General features: G+C 30.2%; 18 protein-coding genes. 13 read left to right on the top strand and 5 right to left on the bottom strand.

Annotated elements, in window-relative coordinates; all coding sequences use genetic code 11:
* Positions 1-71: 71 nt before the first annotated feature.
* From L8W57_RS07235 to lepA, 10 genes are read left to right on the top strand one after another with little or no spacing between them, the layout of a single operon-like run.
* Positions 72-512 carry a c-type cytochrome gene (locus L8W57_RS07235; protein ID WP_412175282.1) on the top strand — a complete coding sequence of 147 codons (441 nt, stop codon included), beginning with the start codon at positions 72-74 and terminating at the stop codon, positions 510-512.
* A 13-nt stretch (positions 513-525) separates the two neighbouring features.
* The gene (locus L8W57_RS07230; protein WP_133319841.1) at positions 526-1,638 is read left to right on the top strand and encodes an ABC transporter substrate-binding protein; all 1,113 of its coding nucleotides are present in this window, start codon (positions 526-528) and stop codon (positions 1,636-1,638) included.
* A gap of 11 nt (positions 1,639-1,649) precedes the next feature.
* Complete coding sequence (locus tag L8W57_RS07225; RefSeq protein WP_263662275.1) at positions 1,650-2,765, top strand: ABC transporter substrate-binding protein; 1,116 nt, start codon at positions 1,650-1,652, stop codon at positions 2,763-2,765.
* Positions 2,766-2,786: 21 nt separating this feature from the next.
* Positions 2,787-3,683, top strand: coding sequence for a branched-chain amino acid ABC transporter permease (locus L8W57_RS07220; protein ID WP_039628648.1), 897 nt, complete (start codon positions 2,787-2,789; stop codon positions 3,681-3,683).
* Position 3,684: 1 nt separating this feature from the next.
* On the top strand, positions 3,685-4,716 hold the full coding sequence (locus L8W57_RS07215) for a branched-chain amino acid ABC transporter permease (RefSeq protein WP_133319839.1): 1,032 nt from the start codon (positions 3,685-3,687) through the stop codon (positions 4,714-4,716).
* On the top strand, positions 4,713-5,483 hold the full coding sequence (locus L8W57_RS07210; RefSeq protein ID WP_133319838.1) for an ABC transporter ATP-binding protein: 771 nt from the start codon (positions 4,713-4,715) through the stop codon (positions 5,481-5,483). The genes L8W57_RS07215 and L8W57_RS07210 overlap by 4 nt, the downstream gene beginning before the upstream one ends.
* Positions 5,470-6,165 carry an ABC transporter ATP-binding protein gene (locus L8W57_RS07205; RefSeq protein ID WP_133319837.1) on the top strand — a complete coding sequence of 232 codons (696 nt, stop codon included), beginning with the start codon at positions 5,470-5,472 and terminating at the stop codon, positions 6,163-6,165. Before L8W57_RS07210 ends, L8W57_RS07205 begins: the two co-directional genes overlap by 14 nt.
* Before the next feature lie 3 nt (positions 6,166-6,168).
* The gene (gene ccsA / locus L8W57_RS07200) at positions 6,169-9,399 is read left to right on the top strand and encodes a cytochrome c biogenesis protein (protein WP_133319836.1); all 3,231 of its coding nucleotides are present in this window, start codon (positions 6,169-6,171) and stop codon (positions 9,397-9,399) included.
* Positions 9,400-9,410: 11 nt separating this feature from the next.
* Positions 9,411-9,836 (top strand): hypothetical protein, encoded by a 426-nt coding sequence (locus L8W57_RS07195; protein WP_133319835.1) that lies wholly within the window; start codon positions 9,411-9,413, stop codon positions 9,834-9,836.
* A gap of 9 nt (positions 9,837-9,845) precedes the next feature.
* On the top strand, positions 9,846-11,636 hold the full coding sequence (lepA, locus tag L8W57_RS07190) for a translation elongation factor 4 (RefSeq protein WP_039628652.1): 1,791 nt from the start codon (positions 9,846-9,848) through the stop codon (positions 11,634-11,636).
* Positions 11,637-11,666: 30 nt separating this feature from the next.
* Here lepA and L8W57_RS07185 read toward each other — a convergent pair whose 3' ends face one another.
* The gene (locus tag L8W57_RS07185) at positions 11,667-12,287 is read right to left on the bottom strand and encodes a hypothetical protein (RefSeq protein WP_133319834.1); all 621 of its coding nucleotides are present in this window, start codon (positions 12,285-12,287) and stop codon (positions 11,667-11,669) included.
* A 269-nt stretch (positions 12,288-12,556) separates the two neighbouring features.
* On the opposite strand from L8W57_RS07185, the gene L8W57_RS07180 reads away from it, so the two are divergent.
* Complete coding sequence (locus L8W57_RS07180) at positions 12,557-13,885, top strand: MATE family efflux transporter (protein ID WP_243705658.1); 1,329 nt, start codon at positions 12,557-12,559, stop codon at positions 13,883-13,885.
* Here L8W57_RS07180 and L8W57_RS07175 read toward each other — a convergent pair.
* Genes L8W57_RS07175 through thiD form a run of 4 tightly spaced genes read right to left on the bottom strand, consistent with a single transcriptional unit; the run spans position 13,866 to position 16,714 of the window.
* A complete protein-coding gene (locus L8W57_RS07175) occupies positions 13,866-14,507 on the bottom strand; it encodes a uroporphyrinogen-III synthase (protein ID WP_318529546.1) in 642 nt (213 codons plus the stop codon). The genes L8W57_RS07180 and L8W57_RS07175 overlap by 20 nt on opposite strands.
* Positions 14,504-15,130 (bottom strand): thiamine phosphate synthase, encoded by a 627-nt coding sequence (gene thiE / locus L8W57_RS07170; RefSeq protein WP_133319831.1) that lies wholly within the window; start codon positions 15,128-15,130, stop codon positions 14,504-14,506. Before thiE ends, L8W57_RS07175 begins: the two co-directional genes overlap by 4 nt.
* Positions 15,117-15,899, bottom strand: coding sequence for a hydroxyethylthiazole kinase (gene thiM / locus L8W57_RS07165; protein ID WP_133319830.1), 783 nt, complete (start codon positions 15,897-15,899; stop codon positions 15,117-15,119). Before thiM ends, thiE begins: the two co-directional genes overlap by 14 nt.
* A gap of 2 nt (positions 15,900-15,901) precedes the next feature.
* Complete coding sequence (gene thiD, locus L8W57_RS07160) at positions 15,902-16,714, bottom strand: bifunctional hydroxymethylpyrimidine kinase/phosphomethylpyrimidine kinase (protein ID WP_133319829.1); 813 nt, start codon at positions 16,712-16,714, stop codon at positions 15,902-15,904.
* Between the two features lie 206 nt (positions 16,715-16,920).
* Here thiD and L8W57_RS07155 point away from each other — a divergent pair, with 206 nt between their 5' ends.
* Both L8W57_RS07155 and L8W57_RS07150 read left to right on the top strand, forming a co-directional pair.
* Positions 16,921-17,391 (top strand): low molecular weight protein-tyrosine-phosphatase, encoded by a 471-nt coding sequence (locus tag L8W57_RS07155; RefSeq protein ID WP_133319828.1) that lies wholly within the window; start codon positions 16,921-16,923, stop codon positions 17,389-17,391.
* Positions 17,392-17,468: 77 nt separating this feature from the next.
* On the top strand, positions 17,469-18,389 hold a 921-nt coding region (locus L8W57_RS07150; protein WP_263662273.1), incomplete at its 3' end, for a PDC sensor domain-containing protein.

Raw genomic sequence — 18,389 nt, 5'->3', positions numbered from 1 at the left:
AGTGAGATTGAGATAAAATTGTTTATTTTTTTTAGATATAATCGAGCTTTATTTATATTTAAAAAAGGCATATTATGTTACGCTCATTTATAATTAGTATTTTATTTATAAATTCTTTAATGGCTTTTAATATAAAGTCTTTATTTACTTATACTTTTAATGATAATATTAGCTATGATTTAAAAAAAGCTAAAGAAATATATTTTAAAAACAAATGTAACACCTGTCACGGAGAAAATGGAGAAAAAAATTCTTATGGTAAAAAAGCTATTAAAGATTTAAGCCCAGAAGAAATCAAAGGTGCCTTAAAAGACTATGCTAATGGATATTTTAAAGATCAATCAAGCGATAACATTCAAATGAGCATATACACCAAAAAATTAAGTGGAAGTGATATGGATCACATTATAGCTTACTTAAAGGGGCAAAATTTTTCTATTGAGCTTAATCAAAAAGATCTTTTAGAAGAAGAACCAGCACCAAAAACAAAACATAATACATTTTTAAAATAAAAAAGGAGTTTTCATGAAAAAAAATCTACTGCTAGCTAGCTTGCTTTGTGCTAGTTCAATTTATGCTGCGGAAGTAAAAATAGGAGTTATTTTACCACTTACTGGCGCTTTAGCGGCTTATGGTAATGATGTATATGAAGGTATCAAACTAGCTAATACCTTAAATCCAAATTTAAAAAACGGAGATAATGTTAAAATCATAGCCATAGATACAAAAGGCGATAAAATAGAAGCAGCAAATGCCACCACTAGACTTATCTCTCAAGATAAAGTTTTAGGACTTATAGGTGAAGCTGTTACACCAAATACTATGCAAGTTTTATCTATAGCTGAAGAAAGAAAAATCCCAGTAATAGCCCCTGTTGCTTCAGGCGATAAACTTTTGGATAAAAAAAGCTACGCTAGTAGAGTTTGTTTTATGGATAGCTTCCAAGGAGATAAATTTGCAAACTATGCATACAAAGATTTAAATTTAAAAACTGTAGTTGTAATAGTTGATCAAAGCAATGTGTATTCACTAGGCTTAGCAAGAGCCTTTGAAAAAGAATTTAAACAAAATGGCGGGAAAATACTTAAAAAATTAACCATCTCATCGGGCGATAAAGACTTTAAAGCTATTGTTTCACAACTTAAAAGTATCAATCCTGACTTTGTTTATATGCCAATTTACCATCCAGAAGCAGCTTTAATAGCAAGACAAGCAAAAGCAGTTGGTTTTAATAAACTTTTAAGTGCAGGTGATGGGGTAAATAATAAAACATTTATTGAACTTGGGGGTGATGCCGTAAATGGAGTAATCTTTACCGATAGTTTTGACTATAACAATCCACCAACAACTTTGTCTAAAAATTTCATCAATGCTTATGAAAAAGATCATGGCACCAAAGAGCTTCCAGCATTTTCTGCTATGGGAGCTGATGCTTATTATGTGATGGTAAATGCAATGAATGAATGTGCTAATAATCTTAACGCACAATGCATTAATGAAAAAATTCATTCTACTAATAATTTTGAAGGCGTAGGTGGAGTTATAAGCATAGATGCTAGTGGCAATGCAAGTCGTTCTGTAGTTATAAAAGAAATACAAGAACAAAAACAAGTTTATAAAACTATTATTAATCCTTGAAAGGTTAAACTATGAAAAAAATTAGTATAGCTATATTGTCTATCATAGCTTGTAATATCATACAGGCAAAAGAAATTAACATTGGCGTAGTTTTACCTCTAACAGGATCTACTGCAGCTTATGGTCAAAGTGCTTTAGATGGAGTGAAAATTGCAAATTCTATGAAAAATACTTTAAGTAATGGTGATAAGGTAAATCTTATTGTAGTAGATACAAAAGGTGATAAAATAGAAAGCGCAAATGCTAGCACAAGATTAATTTCGCAAAATAAAGCTTATGCACTTATTGGAGAAATGCTAACAGCTAATACTTTACAAGTGATAAGAATTGGCGAGGAAAAAAAGATACCAGTGGTTGCTCCTGCTGCTACTGCTGATAAAATTTTAAATAAAAAATTATATGCCAGTAGAGTTTGTTTTATGGATAGCTTTCAAGGTTCATCTTTGGCTAATTATGTAAAAAATAAGTTAAATTACACTAAAGCTGTGATAATTAGCGATCAAAGTGCAGATTATTCTTTAGGTTTAACTAGGGCCTTTGAAAAAGAATTTAGCAAACAAGGTGGAAAAATTTTAGATAAATTTAGAATTACAGCAGGCGATAAAGATTTTAAAGCTATACTTTCTCAAGTTAAAAATTTAAAACCTGATTTTATTTATCTTCCAGTATATTACACTGAGGCTTCTTTGTTCGCACGCCAAGCAAAAGCAATGGGTGTTAATATTCCTATGGGTTCAGCAGATGGAGTTGCCGATGAAACTTTTATCAATCTAGCTCAAGATGCAGCAGAAGGATATTTATTTACAGATAGTTTTGATTATAATAACCCTCCAACACAGCTTTCAAAAGACTTTATATTAGCCTATGAAAAAGAAAAACAAAGCAAAGAAGTTCCAAATTTTACAGCTATGGGTGCAGATGCATATTTTGTAATCTTTGAAGCTATGCAAAAATGCGTTAATGATTTCAATAGTGAATGTATCAACAACAACATTCATGCTACTTCTAAATTTGAAGGTGTTAGCGGGGTGATTAGTATAGACAAAACAGGTAATGCCACGCGCTCAATTGTTATAAAATCAATAGAGAATCAAAAACAAGTTTATAAAGACTCGATTCTACCATAAATAAAAATTTTAAGAGGTTCAATGGATAGTTCTTTAATTTTACAGCAAATTATAAATGGATTTAGTTTAGGTAGTATGTATGCACTTATCGCCATAGGCTATACAATGGTTTATGGTGTTTTAAGACTGATTAATTTCGCACATGGTGATATTATGATGGTGGGTGCATATTCGGCTTTATTTTGTGTTACAAGCATGAATGTACCTTTCTTAGGTGCTCTTTCTTTAGCTATGTTATTTGCAGCAGCTTTAGGTATAGCTATTGATAGGGTAGCTTATAAACCTCTAAGAAAAGCACCTAGAATTTCTTTACTCATCACAGCCATAGGTATAAGTTTTTTAATACAAAATGTATTTAATGTTTTATTTGGCTCAACACCAAAGTATTTTCCTGTGCCAAGCTATCTTGAAACAGTGATTAATTTTAATAATATCAGCATTAGCATTAATAGTATTTTAGTGCCTATTTTGACATTTTTTATATTATTAGTGGTTTTATTCATACTTTATAAAAGCAAATATGGCATTGCTATTAGGGCTTTAGCTTTTGATATTCATACTGTAAATTTAATGGGAATTGATGCAAATCGTATTATCGCTATTGTATTTGCACTAGGTTCAGCTTTAGCTGCTATTGGTGGTATTTTTTGGGCTGTTAGTTATCCTTCTGTTGAACCTAGCATGGGAACTCTTATAGGACTTAAGGCCTTTGGCGCTGCTGTTTTAGGTGGTATTGGTTCTGTTGCCGGAGCAGTTTTAGGTGGTTTGATTATAGGTTTTACAGAGGTTGTTGTTGTTGCTATTTTCCCTGATCTTTCTGGTTTTAAAGATGCATTTGCATTTATCTTTTTGGTATTAATTTTACTTTTTAAACCAACTGGAATTTTGGGTATTAATTTTGAAAAAAGTAGGTTTTAAAATGATTGCAAGAAAAATTACACATTTAAGTTTCTTTATTATAGCGCTTGCTTTTCTTTTTATATCTCCTTATTTTTTTAACGATTATAAAATAGGAATTTTAAGCAATATTGCTATTTTTGTAATCTTAGCGGTAAGTTATAATCTTATCAATGGAGTTACAGGACAATTTTCATTAGAGCCAAATGGTTTTGTAGCTATAGGAGCTTATGTTGCAGCCTTAGTTTTACTTACAAGTGAAAGCAAAATCGATCAGTTTTCTTTAGAGGATCCAAGTAGTTTTATTTTGATGATTCATTCGCCAAGCTTTATTGTAGCTTTACTTGCTGCTGGGGTTTGTGCTATGCTTTTATCTTTAGTTTTAGCCTTTGCAGTATTTAGAGTTAGAGGAGATTATTTAGCTATTGTAACACTAGGCTTTGGAATTATTATCAAGCTTATGGCAATTAACTTTGCTTCTGTTACAAATGGCTCTTTGGGCTTAAACGATATTCCTAAACATACTACCTTATACTGGAGTGGTGGGATTGCTATATTTTCTGTTATTATCATCTTAAATATTGTTAGTTCAAAATTTGGTAGAGCCATGAAAGCTGTAAGAGATGATGAAGATGCAGCATTAGCAATGGGTATTAACACTTTTAATATTAAAACCTTAGCCTTTAGTACTTCAGCATTTTTAGAAGGTGTTGGAGGAGGCTTATTAGCTTGCGCACTAGCTTCAGTTTCACCTGAACAATTTGACTTTTTATTTACTTTTCAGCTTTTAATCATCATTGTTTTAGGCGGCTTAGGTTCAACTACTGGTGCTATCATAGGAGCTATTTTAGTAATAGGTGGAAGTGAGTATTTAAGATTTTTAGATGAGAGTATGAATATTTTTGGTTATGAAACTCCTGCTATGCCTGGTCTTAGAATGGTTGTGTTTTCTGTTATATTGATTTTAGTAATGCTTTTTGCAAGAAGAGGAATAATGGGTGATAAAGAATTAACAGATATTTTATTTAAGTTTTCTAAAAGGAATAAAAAATGATTTTAGAGCTTAAAAAAATCCATAAAAATTTTGGTGGAGTTAGTGCTATAGCAAATACTTCTTTTACTATAAAAGAAAGCGAAATTTTTGGACTTATAGGTCCAAATGGCGCAGGAAAAACGACACTATTTAATATTATTACAGGAAATTATAAACCAAGCAGCGGAGAAGTATTTTTTCTAGGAAAAAAGATTGACCATTTAAAGCCGCACAAAATAGTTCATCTAGGCATAGCAAGAACTTTTCAAAACATTAGACTTTTTTCTAGCATGAGTGTTTTAGAAAATGTATTAATTGGTTTTGATAAGAGTATTAAATATAATATTTTTGAAGCTTTTTTACATTTGGGAAGATTCTCCAAAGCAGAAAAAAATGCAAAAAAAGCAGCTTATGAAATTTTAGAACAACTCAATATTGCTCATTTGGCTGATGAAAGGGCCACTAGTTTAAGTTATGGACAACAAAGAAAAGTTGAAATAGCAAGAGCTTTGGCAACAAATCCTAAACTTTTATTGTTAGATGAACCAGCAGCAGGTATGAATTCAACAGAAAGCGATGATTTGGCTGAATTGATTTTTGATATAAGAAATAATAAAAAAATCAGTGTTTTGCTTATTGAGCATGATATGAAATTTGTAAATAAGCTTTGCGATAGGGTTATGGTGCTTGATTATGGTAAGACTATTTTTGAAGGAAAGCCAAGTGATGCTGTTCAAAATCCTGAAGTAATTAGTGCATATTTGGGAGATTTTAATGCTAGTAGTTAAAGATTTACATGTTTATTATGGCTTAATAGAAGCTGTTAAAGGTATAGATTTTACCATAAAAACAGGAAGTATAGTTAGCTTGATAGGCTCAAATGGTGCAGGAAAAACATCAACACTTAATGCAATGCTAAATTGTGTTAAAAAAACTGGTGAAGTAAGTTTTTTAGGTTATGACACTCAAAGACATTTACCTCATACTTTAGTACAAAAAGGTATAGCATTGGTACCTGAAGGAAGAAGAGTTTTTATAAATCTCACTATAGAAGAAAATTTAAAAATTGGTGCTTTTAATAATGCAGAAAACTATGAACATTTGAAAAATCAAATGTATAGACTTTTCCCAAGATTAAAAGATAAAAAAAATGCATTAGCGGGAACTCTAAGCGGTGGAGAAGCTCAAATGCTGGCTATTTCAAGAGCTCTTATGAGTGAGCCAAAACTTTTAATGCTAGATGAACCTTCGCTAGGACTTGCTCCAAAAATAGTTGGAGAGGTTTTTGATATTATAGTCAAATTAAAAGAAGAAGGTATTACTATTTTATTAGTGGAACAAAATGCATTTTCAGCTTTAAAAATCAGCGATTATGCTTATGTTCTAGAAAATGGTAAAATCGCTATGCATGCACCTGCAAAAGATCTTATCGGTAATGATGAGATTAGAAAAAAATACCTTGGAGCTTAAATCATGAGAAGACAACTTTTAGCTTTTGGGGATATAAAAATTTCTATTTTTTTATTTTTAATTTTTGCCCTATTTTGCGCTCTAGCTACTTTTATAGAAAGTGCTTACAATACTCCAACAGCATGGGCCATGATATATGGAACATCTTGGTTTGGCTTTATACAGCTCATATTAGGAATCAATCTTTTAACAGCTCTTTTTAAATATAAAATGTTTAACAAGAAAAAAATACCACTTTTAATCTTTCATATCTCATTTTTATTTATATTACTAGGTTCAGCTATGACTAGATATATGGGATTTGAAGGAAATTTACACATTAGAGAAAACGAAAAAAATAATATCATTGAAACCTCAAAAAGTTATATCTACATAGCAACCTTAAAAGATGATAAAGTATATAGTGCTGCAAAATCTGAATATATTGCCACTTTACCTTTTGTAAATGATTTTTCATTTGATTTAATATTACCTGATGAAAAAGCTCAAATTTCATATGAAAATTTGATTTTAGATGCAAAAGAAATTTATATCGATGATAACAACTCTGCTCCTCTTTTATCTTTAATGCTTTCACAAAATAACGAATCTAAAGAATTGCTTTTTCAAGCAGGAGATATAAAAAATATCAATGGTGTCAATATAGCATTTTTAAACGACTCTGCTCCAAGTCCTTATATAAAAATTGATAAAGATCTAAAGCTTAGTGCTGATTTTGATTTAAAATACATGTCAATGAGTGATGGTAAAGAAAACATTTTAAAAGCAAATCAAAAAGCACAAGCTAAAGATTTAAGATTATATTCTTTTAATGATATTAATTTAGTGGTAAAATTTGCTTCTTTACATGGTAAAAAAACCTTAGAAGGCGTTAATCAAGCTCAAGATGAAAGCTTTTTTACTTGGTTTAAAAATAGTTGGATAGAGCTAGGACGCAATGCTTTGATTTCTTTATTTGGTGAGGCAAAATATTGGAATAATTCTTTATTAAATAATTTCAAAGACTTTGCACAAAGCACTAAATATATGCCAACTCAACTTTCAGAAAATGCTATTAATGCTTTAAAATTAAAATTAAGCTATAAAGGAGAATCTAAAGAAGTTTTCCTAGTAGAATACAACTCGCCTATCCGTATTGATGTAGCAGGTCAACCTTTCTTTTTAAGATGGGGGCCTAAAGGAATAGAAATGCCATTTGAAATGTACTTAAAAGACTTTGAACTAGAACGCTATCCTGGCTCGATGTCGCCTATGTCTTATGCAAGTTATGTGGAAATTGATAATGCCGAACAAAAATTAGAATATAAGATTTTTATGAATAATGTTTTAGATTATCAAGGTTATAGATTTTACCAAAGTTCTTATGATCAAGATGAGCTTGGCACCATACTTTCAGTTAATAAAGATCCGGGTAAAATTCCTACATATATTGGATACTTTTTACTTACATTAGGAATGTTTTTAAATATTTTAAATCCTCATTCAAGATTTAGGACTTTAGCTAAATTAATCAATCAAGACACCTTGAAAAAAACAAGTGCGATATTGACATTTATATTAGTTTTTTTTGCAAGCCAAAATACTTATGCAAATGAACCCATCAAGGTAGATGAAACACATGCTAAAGAACTTGCTTCTTTAGTAGTACAAAAACCTGATGGTAGAATGGTTCCTTTTAATACTTTAGCTATGGAAGTTTTAGAAAAAATATACAAAAACACAACCTTTCAAGGCCAAAGTGCCGAAGCAACTATCATATCAATGATTTTTGATGGCAGTACATGGTACGATAAAGATATTATATTTATGCCAACAAGTCGCTTGGTTAATGAAGAAATTTCTAAAGTTTTAGGTATTGAACCTAGGGCTTATACTAGTTTTAAAGATTTTTTCACTACAGATGCTTATAAACTACAAAAATATGTAGAAAATGCTAATAGAAAAAATCCAAATCGTAGAAGTGTTTTTGATAAAGAAATAATCAAGCTTGATGAAAGAGTAAATATTGTAAATTTAATTTTTTCAGGAGATATTTTTAAATTTATTCCACTGCAAAATAGCACCAATAATCAATGGGTGGCACCACGCGAAGCATATATAGGTTTAAAAGGCGAAGAAGGTAAAGAAGTAAGAAGCATTTTAGAAAATTATTTCAATGCAGTTAGTAATTCTATTGCACATAACAACTGGGATGAAGCAACTAAAAATTTAAATATTATCAAAAATTACCAAGAAAAATACGGCCATGAAGTTATGCCAAGTGCTAAAAAAATTAATACAGAAATCTTTTTCAACAAAAGTCAAATTTTTGTAAATCTTGCTCCGCTTTATTTATGCGCTGGATTTTTACTTTTGATTATAGTTTTTGTTAAAATGCTTCTGCCAAAAATTCGCATTGATTTTATATTTAAATGTGTTTATGTGTTTAATATTGTGGCATTTTTCATCCATACTCTAGGTTTGGCTTTGCGTTGGTATATAGCAGGTCGCGCTCCATGGAGTAATGCATATGAGAGCATGGTTTATATAGCTTGGGCTTTATCATTATCTGGAATTTTCTTTTCGAGAAAAAGTCCTATTGCACTTTCTTTAACCTCTATTTTAGCAGGAGTTACTTTAGGTGTAGCTCATCTTAGCCAAATGGATCCGCAAATTACCAATTTAGTTCCTGTGTTGCAATCTTATTGGCTAACAATACATGTTTCGGTTATTACTGCTAGCTATGGATTTTTAGGATTATGTGCATTATTAGGTATATTTGTACTTATTTTATTATGTATGCTAAAAATCAATGGCAAACATAATGAAAACATTTTAAGAAATATTACAGAAGCAACAAGAATCAACGAAATGGCTATGATTTTAGGACTTTGCTTACTTACAGTTGGAAATTTCTTAGGTGCTATATGGGCAAATGAAAGCTGGGGAAGATATTGGAGTTGGGACTCTAAAGAAACTTGGGCTTTAATTAGTATTTTAGTTTATGCAGCCATTTTGCACATTAGAATGGTACCAAAATGGGCAAATCAATACATTTTTTCAGTTTGCTCCATGTTTGCATATTGGGTAATTATCATGACTTATTTTGGTGTAAATTACTTTTTAACTGGTATGCATTCTTATGCAGCAGGAGATTCTGTGAAAATTCCTGATTATGTGTATTGGGGATTTTTATTTATGGTAGCATTAAGCTTAGCAAGTTATTTTAAAAGATCTTATGCAACAAAATTATAGGAAAGTTTTAAATGAATAATTCTCTTTTTATTTTTTTAGTTATAGCTTTAGTGATAATTATCATACTTGGAATTCTTTTGATATTATTTTTCATGCACAAAGAAAAACAACCAAGCAAATCAAATCCAGCTAAAACTCCAAAAATAAGCAATATAGAAGATTTTATATCTAAAGCAAATAATGCAAACAACTCTCAAGAAATTCAAGCCTTAATTTTGCAATTTTTAAATTCACAAAAACTAGGATCTAATCCAAAAGACAGCGCCACTAAAAGAAAACTTGATTTCATTAGTGCTATTTCAGCCAATGCTAATGCTACTCCTAAAAACATTTCATTTTTAAACAATGAGCTAAAAAAAAGATATAAAGCTTTGAAAAAAGAAATTGATGCTTATGAGCAAATAGGCCTAGCAAAAAGAAAAATGAGACAATCTTAAGGTTTTTTGATGAAAAATATTAGAAATTTCTCTATTATAGCTCATATTGATCATGGTAAAAGCACATTAGCTGATAGAATTATCAGCGAATGCGGAGCAATTAGCGATAGACAAATGAGCGCCCAAGTAATGGATACTATGGATATAGAAAAAGAGCGTGGTATAACTATAAAAGCTCAATCTGTGCGTTTAAATTATAAATTTAACAATGAAGAATATGTATTAAATTTAATAGACACTCCAGGCCATGTTGATTTTTCCTATGAAGTAAGTCGTTCTTTAGCAAGTTGCGAAGGGGCTTTACTTGTTGTTGATGCTTCTCAAGGAGTAGAGGCTCAAACTATAGCCAATGTTTATATAGCCTTAGAAAATGATCTTGAAATCATACCAGTGATTAATAAAATTGATCTTCCTTCGGCTGATATTGAAAAGGTTAAACACGAAATAGAGCATATTATAGGAATTGATTGCTCTAATGCAATTTGTGTTAGCGCAAAAACAGGTGTAGGTATAAAAGAACTCATAGAAACTATCATCACAAAAATTCCTGCGCCAAAAACTGATGATGAAGCACCTACTAAAGCTTTAATTTATGATTCTTGGTTTGATAATTATCTTGGAGCTTTGGCTTTAGTTAGAATTTATGAGGGAAATATTGCTAAAAATGATGAAGTTTTAGTTATGAGTACAGATAAAAAACATCTCGTGCAAGATCTTTTCTATCCTCATCCATTAAGCCCTATAAAAACTAAAAAATTAGAATCAGGTGAAGTGGGTGTTATCGTGCTTGGACTTAAAAATGTCGCCGATGTTCAAGTAGGTGACACCATAACACTAACTAAAAATAAAGCAAAAGAAGCCATTGGTGGTTTTGAAAAAGCCAAAGCTTTTGTTTTTGCAGGATTATATCCTATAGAAACGGATAAATTTGAAGATTTAAGAGATGCTTTAGATAAATTAAAACTTAATGATAGTTCTATTACTTATGAACCTGAAACTTCATTAGCTTTAGGATTTGGCTTTAGAGTTGGTTTTTTAGGTCTTTTGCATATGGAGGTTATTAAAGAAAGACTTGAGCGTGAGTTTAACCTTGATTTAATTGCCACTGCTCCAACTGTTACTTATGAAATTTATCAAACCGATGGAGAAGTTTTAAAAATTCAAAATCCAAGCGAACTACCTCCGGTAAATAAAATCGATCATATAAAAGAACCTTATGTAAAAGCAACTATCATAACTCCAAGCGAATACCTAGGGAATTTAATCACTCTTTTAAATCGCAAACGCGGTATGCAAGTTAAGATGGATTACATCACTCCTGAGCGTGTCTTACTTGAGTATGATATACCTTTAAACGAAATCGTTATGGACTTTTACGATAAACTTAAATCACTTACCAAAGGCTATGCTAGTTTTGATTATGAGCCTATTGAATTTAGAGTGGGAGATCTTGTAAAACTTGATATTAAAGTAGCTGGTGAAAATGTCGATGCACTAAGCATCATAGTGCCAAATGAAAAAGCACTAAGCAAGGGCAGAGAGCTTGTAAAAGCGATGAAAGAAATCGTCCCAAGACAGCTTTTTGAAGTTGCTATCCAAGCAAGCATAGGAAATAAAATTATTGCAAGAGAAAATGTAAAATCCATGGGTAAAAATGTAACCGCAAAATGTTATGGTGGGGATATTACTAGAAAAAGAAAACTTCTTGAAAAACAAAAAGAAGGTAAAAAAAGAATGAAAGCTATTGGTAAGGTGCATTTACCTCAAGAAGCATTTTTAAGTGTTTTAAAAATAGACTAAATCCCTAGTTTATGTACTAGGGATATAAATTTATGCATTGATATCTAAAGAATTTCCACCCATTTCGTTAATTTTTTGAGTTACTGTTTCAATAGCTTTATCAATTGTCTCATAGCTGATATCAGGAAGTTTGCCACCCCACATTTTTTCCGCTTGTGCAAATCCTGCTTTTAGACCCTCTAAACCTTTTTGAAGTTTTTCCATGTCTTCACCAGCCCCATTAATAACAAAATCAGCCAATCTTTGAGATGTTTTTGCTACACCAAAATATCCATCTTCCCCAATAAGCTCTTTTGCTTCATCAGCATTTAAACTAAGTATATCTTTACCTTCATATCCTATAGCTTTAAAATCTACATTTGATAAAATAGCTGTTAAAGAATCCTTAGATTGAGCTCCTTGAAAAATCCCTGCCTGAGATAGACCATTGGATGAACTCATGCTAAATACTTGCTGCATAAAATTCATAGCATAAAGCTCGGTTATGCCTTTTCCTCCCATACTAGCAAGCTTACTAAGCTTATCCTCATCTATATCTTTTGTGCTATTAGCACTTTTGGTATTGGCATCTTCAAGTTTTGTATTCAAATTAGCCTTCCTATTGCTAACTTGCGACTCTACTGCCACGCGTGAATACGAATTTATTTGCATCCTTGCTCCTTTTTTTGTGGGTTTATAAAAATCGTCTAAAAAAAATTAAAATTTACATTAAGAAATTTATAATTACAGCTTAAATATAATGCCAAATATTTATTATATTTTTAAAATTTGGGTGATATAAATGTTTTTCAAAAATTTTTTCATTATCATTGTTGATCCATATTTTAAAGATATTATAGAAGGCATAGAATCTCTTTATTAAATTTATTTTATCTATAAAATTTTAAATAAAATAATTTTTAATAAGGAAAGCTATGTCAATACATAATTTTTACACTACATTAAATCCTACCAAACTATTTATAAAATGTGCTTTGCCAAACATGGCTAGCATGGCTTTTATCTATCTTTATGTGATTATTGATGGAATTTTTGTTGGAAGATATTTAGGTTCAGATGCGCTTGCTGCTATGAATTTAATGATGCCTTTTATCATGATAAGTTTTGCTCTAGCTGATATGATAGCCATAGGTTCATCAGTGCAAATAGCAATTAATCTAGGTAAAGGAAAAATTGAAAAAGCAAGAGCTATTTTTTCTTTTTGCATAGTTCTTATTTTTGCAATTTCTTGTTTAATGGGAATTTTAGGATTTTTCTTAGCAAAAACATTAAGTGTTTTTATGGGAGCTAATGAGAATATTCAAAGTTTATCTACTGAATATATGCAAATTTTTGCCATTTTTGCTCCCTTTATTATGCTAGCTTTTGCTATGGATAATTATCTTAGGATTTGTGGAAAAACTTTTTATAGCATGATAGTTAATATCATTACTGCTTTGAGCAATATTTTTCTTGATTGGCTTTTTATAGTGGTTTTTGATTGGGGACTTTTTTCAGCAGCTTTAGCAACTTGCATAGGTATGTTTTTAGGAAGCATTTTAGGGATATTACCTTTTGTTTTTAAAGATTTAACTTTAAAATTTAAAAAACCAATAATCAAGCTGCAAATACTAAAAAATATACTCTATAATGGCTCATCTGAATTTTTTTCTAATATTTCTAGCTCTTTTTATACCATCTTAGCTAATGCTTTCTTGCTTAAACTTTCTGGAAGTACAGCTGTTGCAGCATTTTCTGTGATTTTATATCTTAGTACTTTTGTTTTCATGCTAGTTTTGGCCATGTGTGATGCTATGCAACCTGCATTAAGTTATAATTATGGACACAAAAATATTGCAAGAATTCAAGCTATTTTTAAAAGAATGTTTTTTGCTTCTTGGGGTGTAAGCACAATAGTGTTTTTATTTGTTTATTTTTTCAATAACCTTATAGTAAGTGTTTTTAACAAAGATAACAACCAAGATTTTATCCATATAGCACAAAATGCTTTAATATTTTTTTCTTTTTCGTTTTTATTTTCTTGGTTTGGAAAACTCTGCGCTTCATTTTTCACAGCACTTGATAAACCCTTGCTTTCTTTAGGAATTTCTATTTCCCAAAGTCTTATTTTCCCATTTTTATCCTTATTTATACTAACGCAATTTTTAGGAGTAAATGGAGTTTGGCTAGCCACTTTAGTGGGTGATATTTGTATGATTTTTATTGCCTCATTTTTATTATATAAAACTTTTAAAAATCTAAACTCTTAGCTAATTTTAAACAAGAGTTTAGATCTTGTTCTTTACATATATATAAATTTTTAAAATTACGAAGTTTTAAAGCTGTACTTTGACCTATAACTACAACTTTATCTTCTTTTTCTAATGCAAAAAATTTCAAAAATTGCTCTATGCTTGAAGGAGCGCTAAAGATAAAAACACTTGGATGATGTATTTTTAACTCATCTTTTTTAGGCTCTATGGCTATATTTTCATAAACGATTAATTGTTTTAAAAGGATATTTTCTTTTAACAAATACTCATCAAGACCTGAACTAATTTTCTTCGCTCTTAAATAAAGACATTTTTTATTTTTAAACTCAGATAAAAACTCACTAGCTAAATTTTTACCATAAGCCTTGCTAGGATATTTGACATTTTTAAAGCCAAGCTCTTTTGCAAAATCAGCACTTTTTTCTCCCACAGCATAAAGTTTAATATCAAAATCAATTTTGTTTTTACTTGACATTAATGCTTTTAATGCATTCTTGGAGCTAATGATTAAACAATCAAATTCCTTTAAATTAACTTCAAAATCAAGAAATTTAATTTCATTTAATCTTATAGTCTTAACACCATCAAATTCTTTATCCCCTATAAAATAAATCATTATTTTCCTATAAAAGTTTTATCAAAATTTGATCTTAAATTTAAAGTTGCTATATAAGGATCATTTGCTTGCATTATCGCTCTAACCACAGCTATACCTTGTATATTACAATCTTTAAGCAAATTTAAATTAACTTCATCTATCCCACCTATAGCCACAATAGGTAAAGAAGCTAAACTAGCAATTTCTTTTAATCCATCTATGCCAAGCACAACACAATCTTGCTTGCTAGGCGTAGTAAAAACAGCCCCCACTCCAAGATAAGTAGCACCTTGAGTATTAATAAGATCATTTTTATGATTGATCGTAAGCCCTATGATTTTTTCTTTGCCTAAAAGCTCCCTTGCTTTTTTTAAAGGCATATCCTTTTGTCCTATATGCACTCCATTTGCATTCACAGCCATGGCTATATCGATTCTATCATTTATCACAAAAGGTGTGTTGTATTTTTCACACAAAGCTTTAACTTTTAAAGCAAGATTATAAAATTCTAAAGTACTAAGATTTTTCTCTCTAAGTTGTAAAATATCAATCTTAGCTTTCAAAGAAGCTTCTAAAATATTTAAAAACTCGCTTTCGCTTTTTTCACCCTTGCTTGCGACAAGATAAATTTTAAATGATTTCATATTTGGCTCTTTTTTTAATTTCTTCATCATCTAAATTACTTAAAGCATCGATTAAATTCACTCTAAAACTACCACTTCCACTAGAAAGCTCTTGAGCGATTTCGCTAGCTATGCCAAAACTAAGCAAAGCATATAAACTAGCCTGAAATTTATCTTCTAACGCTCCTGCAAAAACTCCACACAAAGAAGCACACATACAACCTGCTCCAGTTATCTTAGTAGCCATGATTGAGCCATTATAAATTTTAGCAATATGCTCTTGATTTATAATATAATCAATTTTTCCAGTTATAGCTAAAACACGCTTGGTTTTATAAGAGTATTCTTTAGCTTTTTCTAAAAACTCATTATCGATTACAAAAGTACTATCAACCCCTCTTGCTTTACCATCTAAACCTATAACACTAGCCATTTCAGATGCATTTGCCTTAACAATACTAATACCTTTTAGATTAAGTAATTCAAAATTAATCCCATCTCTTGCCTTACTCACACCCAAAGCAACAGGATCAAAAATTATAGGTTTATTTAATAAAGTATATTCTTTAGTTGCTTTTAACATAGAATTTGCTATAAGTTGATTAATCGTACCTGTGTTTAATACTAAGGCTGAACTTATTCTAGCAAAATCAGCTTGCTCTTCATAAAAATCAGCCATAGCAGCACTTGCTCCCATTGCTATAGTTACATTTGCACAATCATTAGCTGTAACATAATTAGTAATATGATGAATCAAAGGATTTTTTTCTCTTACTGCTTTAATAATCATTTTTACTCCTTGTCATATTGAAAAAAATGATTAGTCGGGCCACAACCTTTTCCAAGTGCTAAAGAATTTAATATAGCTCCATACACATAATCTTTAGCAAGTTTTATAGCTTCATGTTTTTCTTTACCTAAGGCAAGATTACTAGCTATAGCTGAACTTAATGTACAACCTGTGCCGTGTGTATTTTTTGTATTAATTTTTTCTGCTTTAAAAATACTAAATTCCTTTCCATCATAAAAAACATCATTGGTGTTATATTTACTATGTCCACCTTTAATCAAAACACTTTTTGCACCTTCTTTGTGAAGTTTTATAGCGGCTTTTTTCATATCCTCCTCATTAAGTATTTTAAAATCACACAAAAACTCAGCCTCGGGAATATTTGGAGTAAGTACATCAGCTAAAGATAAAATTTCATCTTTAAAAAACTGACAATTTTCTAAAGGCATTAAAGCATAGCCATTTTTTGCAAACATCACAGGATCAATCACTACATTTTTAGCTTTAAAACGCAATAAATTTTCTTTTACACAAATTATGATTTCCTTTGAACCTAACATTCCAATTTTCACAGCAGCTGGCTCTATGTCTTCATAAACTGCTAGCATTTGCTCATCTATTATCTTAGTGGGTATATCAAAACAAGAAATCACCCTTGCAGTATTTTCAGCCACAACGCTTAAAACTACACTCATACCAAATAAATTATGAGCACTAAAAGTTTTTAAATCAGCTTGTATGCCAGCTCCACCACTACAATCACTTCCTGCTATAGTTAAGATAGGAATTTTAGTTTTTGTTTTTGCTTGTATCATTTTTATCCTTTTTTTATAAAAAAGGAAAGTTTTTGCAAGAATTCAAAGTTTGCATTACCAAACTTCTCAAGGGTCGAAGTTATACTTCCTCTCAGCAAAAGCTCCCCATTAATGAAAAATTATATCTTAGTTTTAATTAATCTTTAAAAATATTTTGAAATACTGCTATAATTTTGAAAAAACTACACAAAAATAAAAGGAAAAATATGACTAAAATTATTTTTGTTTGTTTAGGTAATATTTGTCGTTCTCCCATGGCCGAATTTATTATGAAGGATCTTATATCAAAAGCAAATTTAAATAATGAATTTATTATTTCTAGCGCAGGTACTTCAGGTTACCACGATGGGGAGGATATGCATTATAAAACTAAAGCTTTATTAGATAACAAAAATATAAATTCTAAGCCATTTTGTAGTAAAAAACTAAATTTAAAAATGTGCGAGGATAATGATTTAATTATCGTAATGGATAATTCTAATTATAATGATATAGTTAAAAATTTTCCAAATGCAAAACATAAAATTCACAAAATCACTTCTTTTGCCTTAGAATTAGGATATGACGAAGTGCCTGATCCTTGGTATAGTGGGAATTTTGATGAGACTTACACTATACTTTCAAAAGCATGTTTTGGGCTCTTAAATACTCTTTATAAAAATTTATCGTTTAAATAATATTTGTTTCTTTTTTAATTTTTAATGATATAATAAACTCATTTAAAATTCACCATAACATCAAAGGAGTTTAATTAATGAAAAGTATCAAATTAAAAATTTCATTAATAGCAAACATTATAGCTATAGTATGTCTTATAATACTTGGCGTTGTTAGTTTTATTTTTACAAAAAAAGCCTTAAATTATGAGGTAGTAAAAGCTGAAACTAATTATGTAAGAACTGCAGAAAAATCAATGAGAGATTTCAAAAAGCTCAATGTGCATTCTTTGGAAAAACTTTCTCAAGCCATCTTAAAGCTTCCATATAGCGAACTTAACACTCAAGAAAAACTTATGGATAATACAGGTAATTTACTAAAAACAGTTAGAGATATGAATAGTTATTTAGCTGTTTATATAGCTCAACCAAGCGGTGAGTTAATAGTAAGTGATCCAGATAGCGATAGCAAAGGCTTAGATTATGGAATTTACGGAAAAGCAGATAATTACGATGCTACTACAAGAGAATTTTATATAGAGGCTAGAAAGAAAAATGGCTTATACATTACCGCATCTTATATTGATGCAACAACTGGTTTACCATGTTTTACCTACTCTATGCCATTAATCAAAGATGGTAAATTTATAGGTATACTAGCTATTGATGTTTTGGTAAAAGATCTACAAAACGAATTTAGCGAACTACCAGGAAGAACCTTTGTATTTGACCAAGCTTATACTGTATTTGCCTCAACTGACAAATCATTAGTTAGCGATAAGCAAAATCCAGATATTATAACAGTTGCTAAAGCTTATGAAAAAGCTGGTGATTATAATATTTTCAGCTATACCACACAAAATGGTAACAATAGATTTGGTATTTGTGTTAATGTTGATGGTTATACAACTTGTGCGGGCGAAAATATAGAAGTTATTGAAGCTCCTGCTTTAAAAATAGCTTATATTCAAACTACTATTGTTATTTTTACAAGTATAGCTAGTATCATTTTACTCTAT

The organism is Campylobacter sp. IFREMER_LSEM_CL1890 (assembly GCF_025772045.1).
Classification (GTDB): Bacteria; Campylobacterota; Campylobacteria; order Campylobacterales; family Campylobacteraceae; genus Campylobacter_D; species Campylobacter_D lari_D.
The sequence above is the reverse complement of the archived record's forward strand: the minus strand, read 5'-3'. Positions and strand labels throughout refer to the sequence as shown.

Excerpts from the sequence above, each read along its gene's own strand:
- thiE (WP_133319831.1), bottom strand. The coding sequence starts at position 15,130 with ATGAAATCATTTAAAATTTATCTTGTCGCAAGCAAGGGTGAAAAAAGC.
- thiM (WP_133319830.1), bottom strand. The coding sequence starts at position 15,899 with ATGATTATTAAAGCAGTAAGAGAAAAAAATCCTTTGATTCATCATATT.
- lepA (WP_039628652.1), top strand. The coding sequence starts at position 9,846 with ATGAAAAATATTAGAAATTTCTCTATTATAGCTCATATTGATCATGGT.
- L8W57_RS07195 (WP_133319835.1), top strand. The coding sequence starts at position 9,411 with ATGAATAATTCTCTTTTTATTTTTTTAGTTATAGCTTTAGTGATAATT.
- L8W57_RS07155 (WP_133319828.1), top strand. The coding sequence starts at position 16,921 with ATGACTAAAATTATTTTTGTTTGTTTAGGTAATATTTGTCGTTCTCCC.
- thiD (WP_133319829.1), bottom strand. The coding sequence starts at position 16,714 with ATGATACAAGCAAAAACAAAAACTAAAATTCCTATCTTAACTATAGCA.
- L8W57_RS07230 (WP_133319841.1), top strand. The coding sequence starts at position 526 with ATGAAAAAAAATCTACTGCTAGCTAGCTTGCTTTGTGCTAGTTCAATT.
- ccsA (WP_133319836.1), top strand. The coding sequence starts at position 6,169 with ATGAGAAGACAACTTTTAGCTTTTGGGGATATAAAAATTTCTATTTTT.
- L8W57_RS07205 (WP_133319837.1), top strand. The coding sequence starts at position 5,470 with ATGCTAGTAGTTAAAGATTTACATGTTTATTATGGCTTAATAGAAGCT.
- L8W57_RS07225 (WP_263662275.1), top strand. The coding sequence starts at position 1,650 with ATGAAAAAAATTAGTATAGCTATATTGTCTATCATAGCTTGTAATATC.
- L8W57_RS07185 (WP_133319834.1), bottom strand. The coding sequence starts at position 12,287 with ATGCAAATAAATTCGTATTCACGCGTGGCAGTAGAGTCGCAAGTTAGC.
- L8W57_RS07215 (WP_133319839.1), top strand. The coding sequence starts at position 3,685 with ATGATTGCAAGAAAAATTACACATTTAAGTTTCTTTATTATAGCGCTT.
- L8W57_RS07220 (WP_039628648.1), top strand. The coding sequence starts at position 2,787 with ATGGATAGTTCTTTAATTTTACAGCAAATTATAAATGGATTTAGTTTA.
- L8W57_RS07210 (WP_133319838.1), top strand. The coding sequence starts at position 4,713 with ATGATTTTAGAGCTTAAAAAAATCCATAAAAATTTTGGTGGAGTTAGT.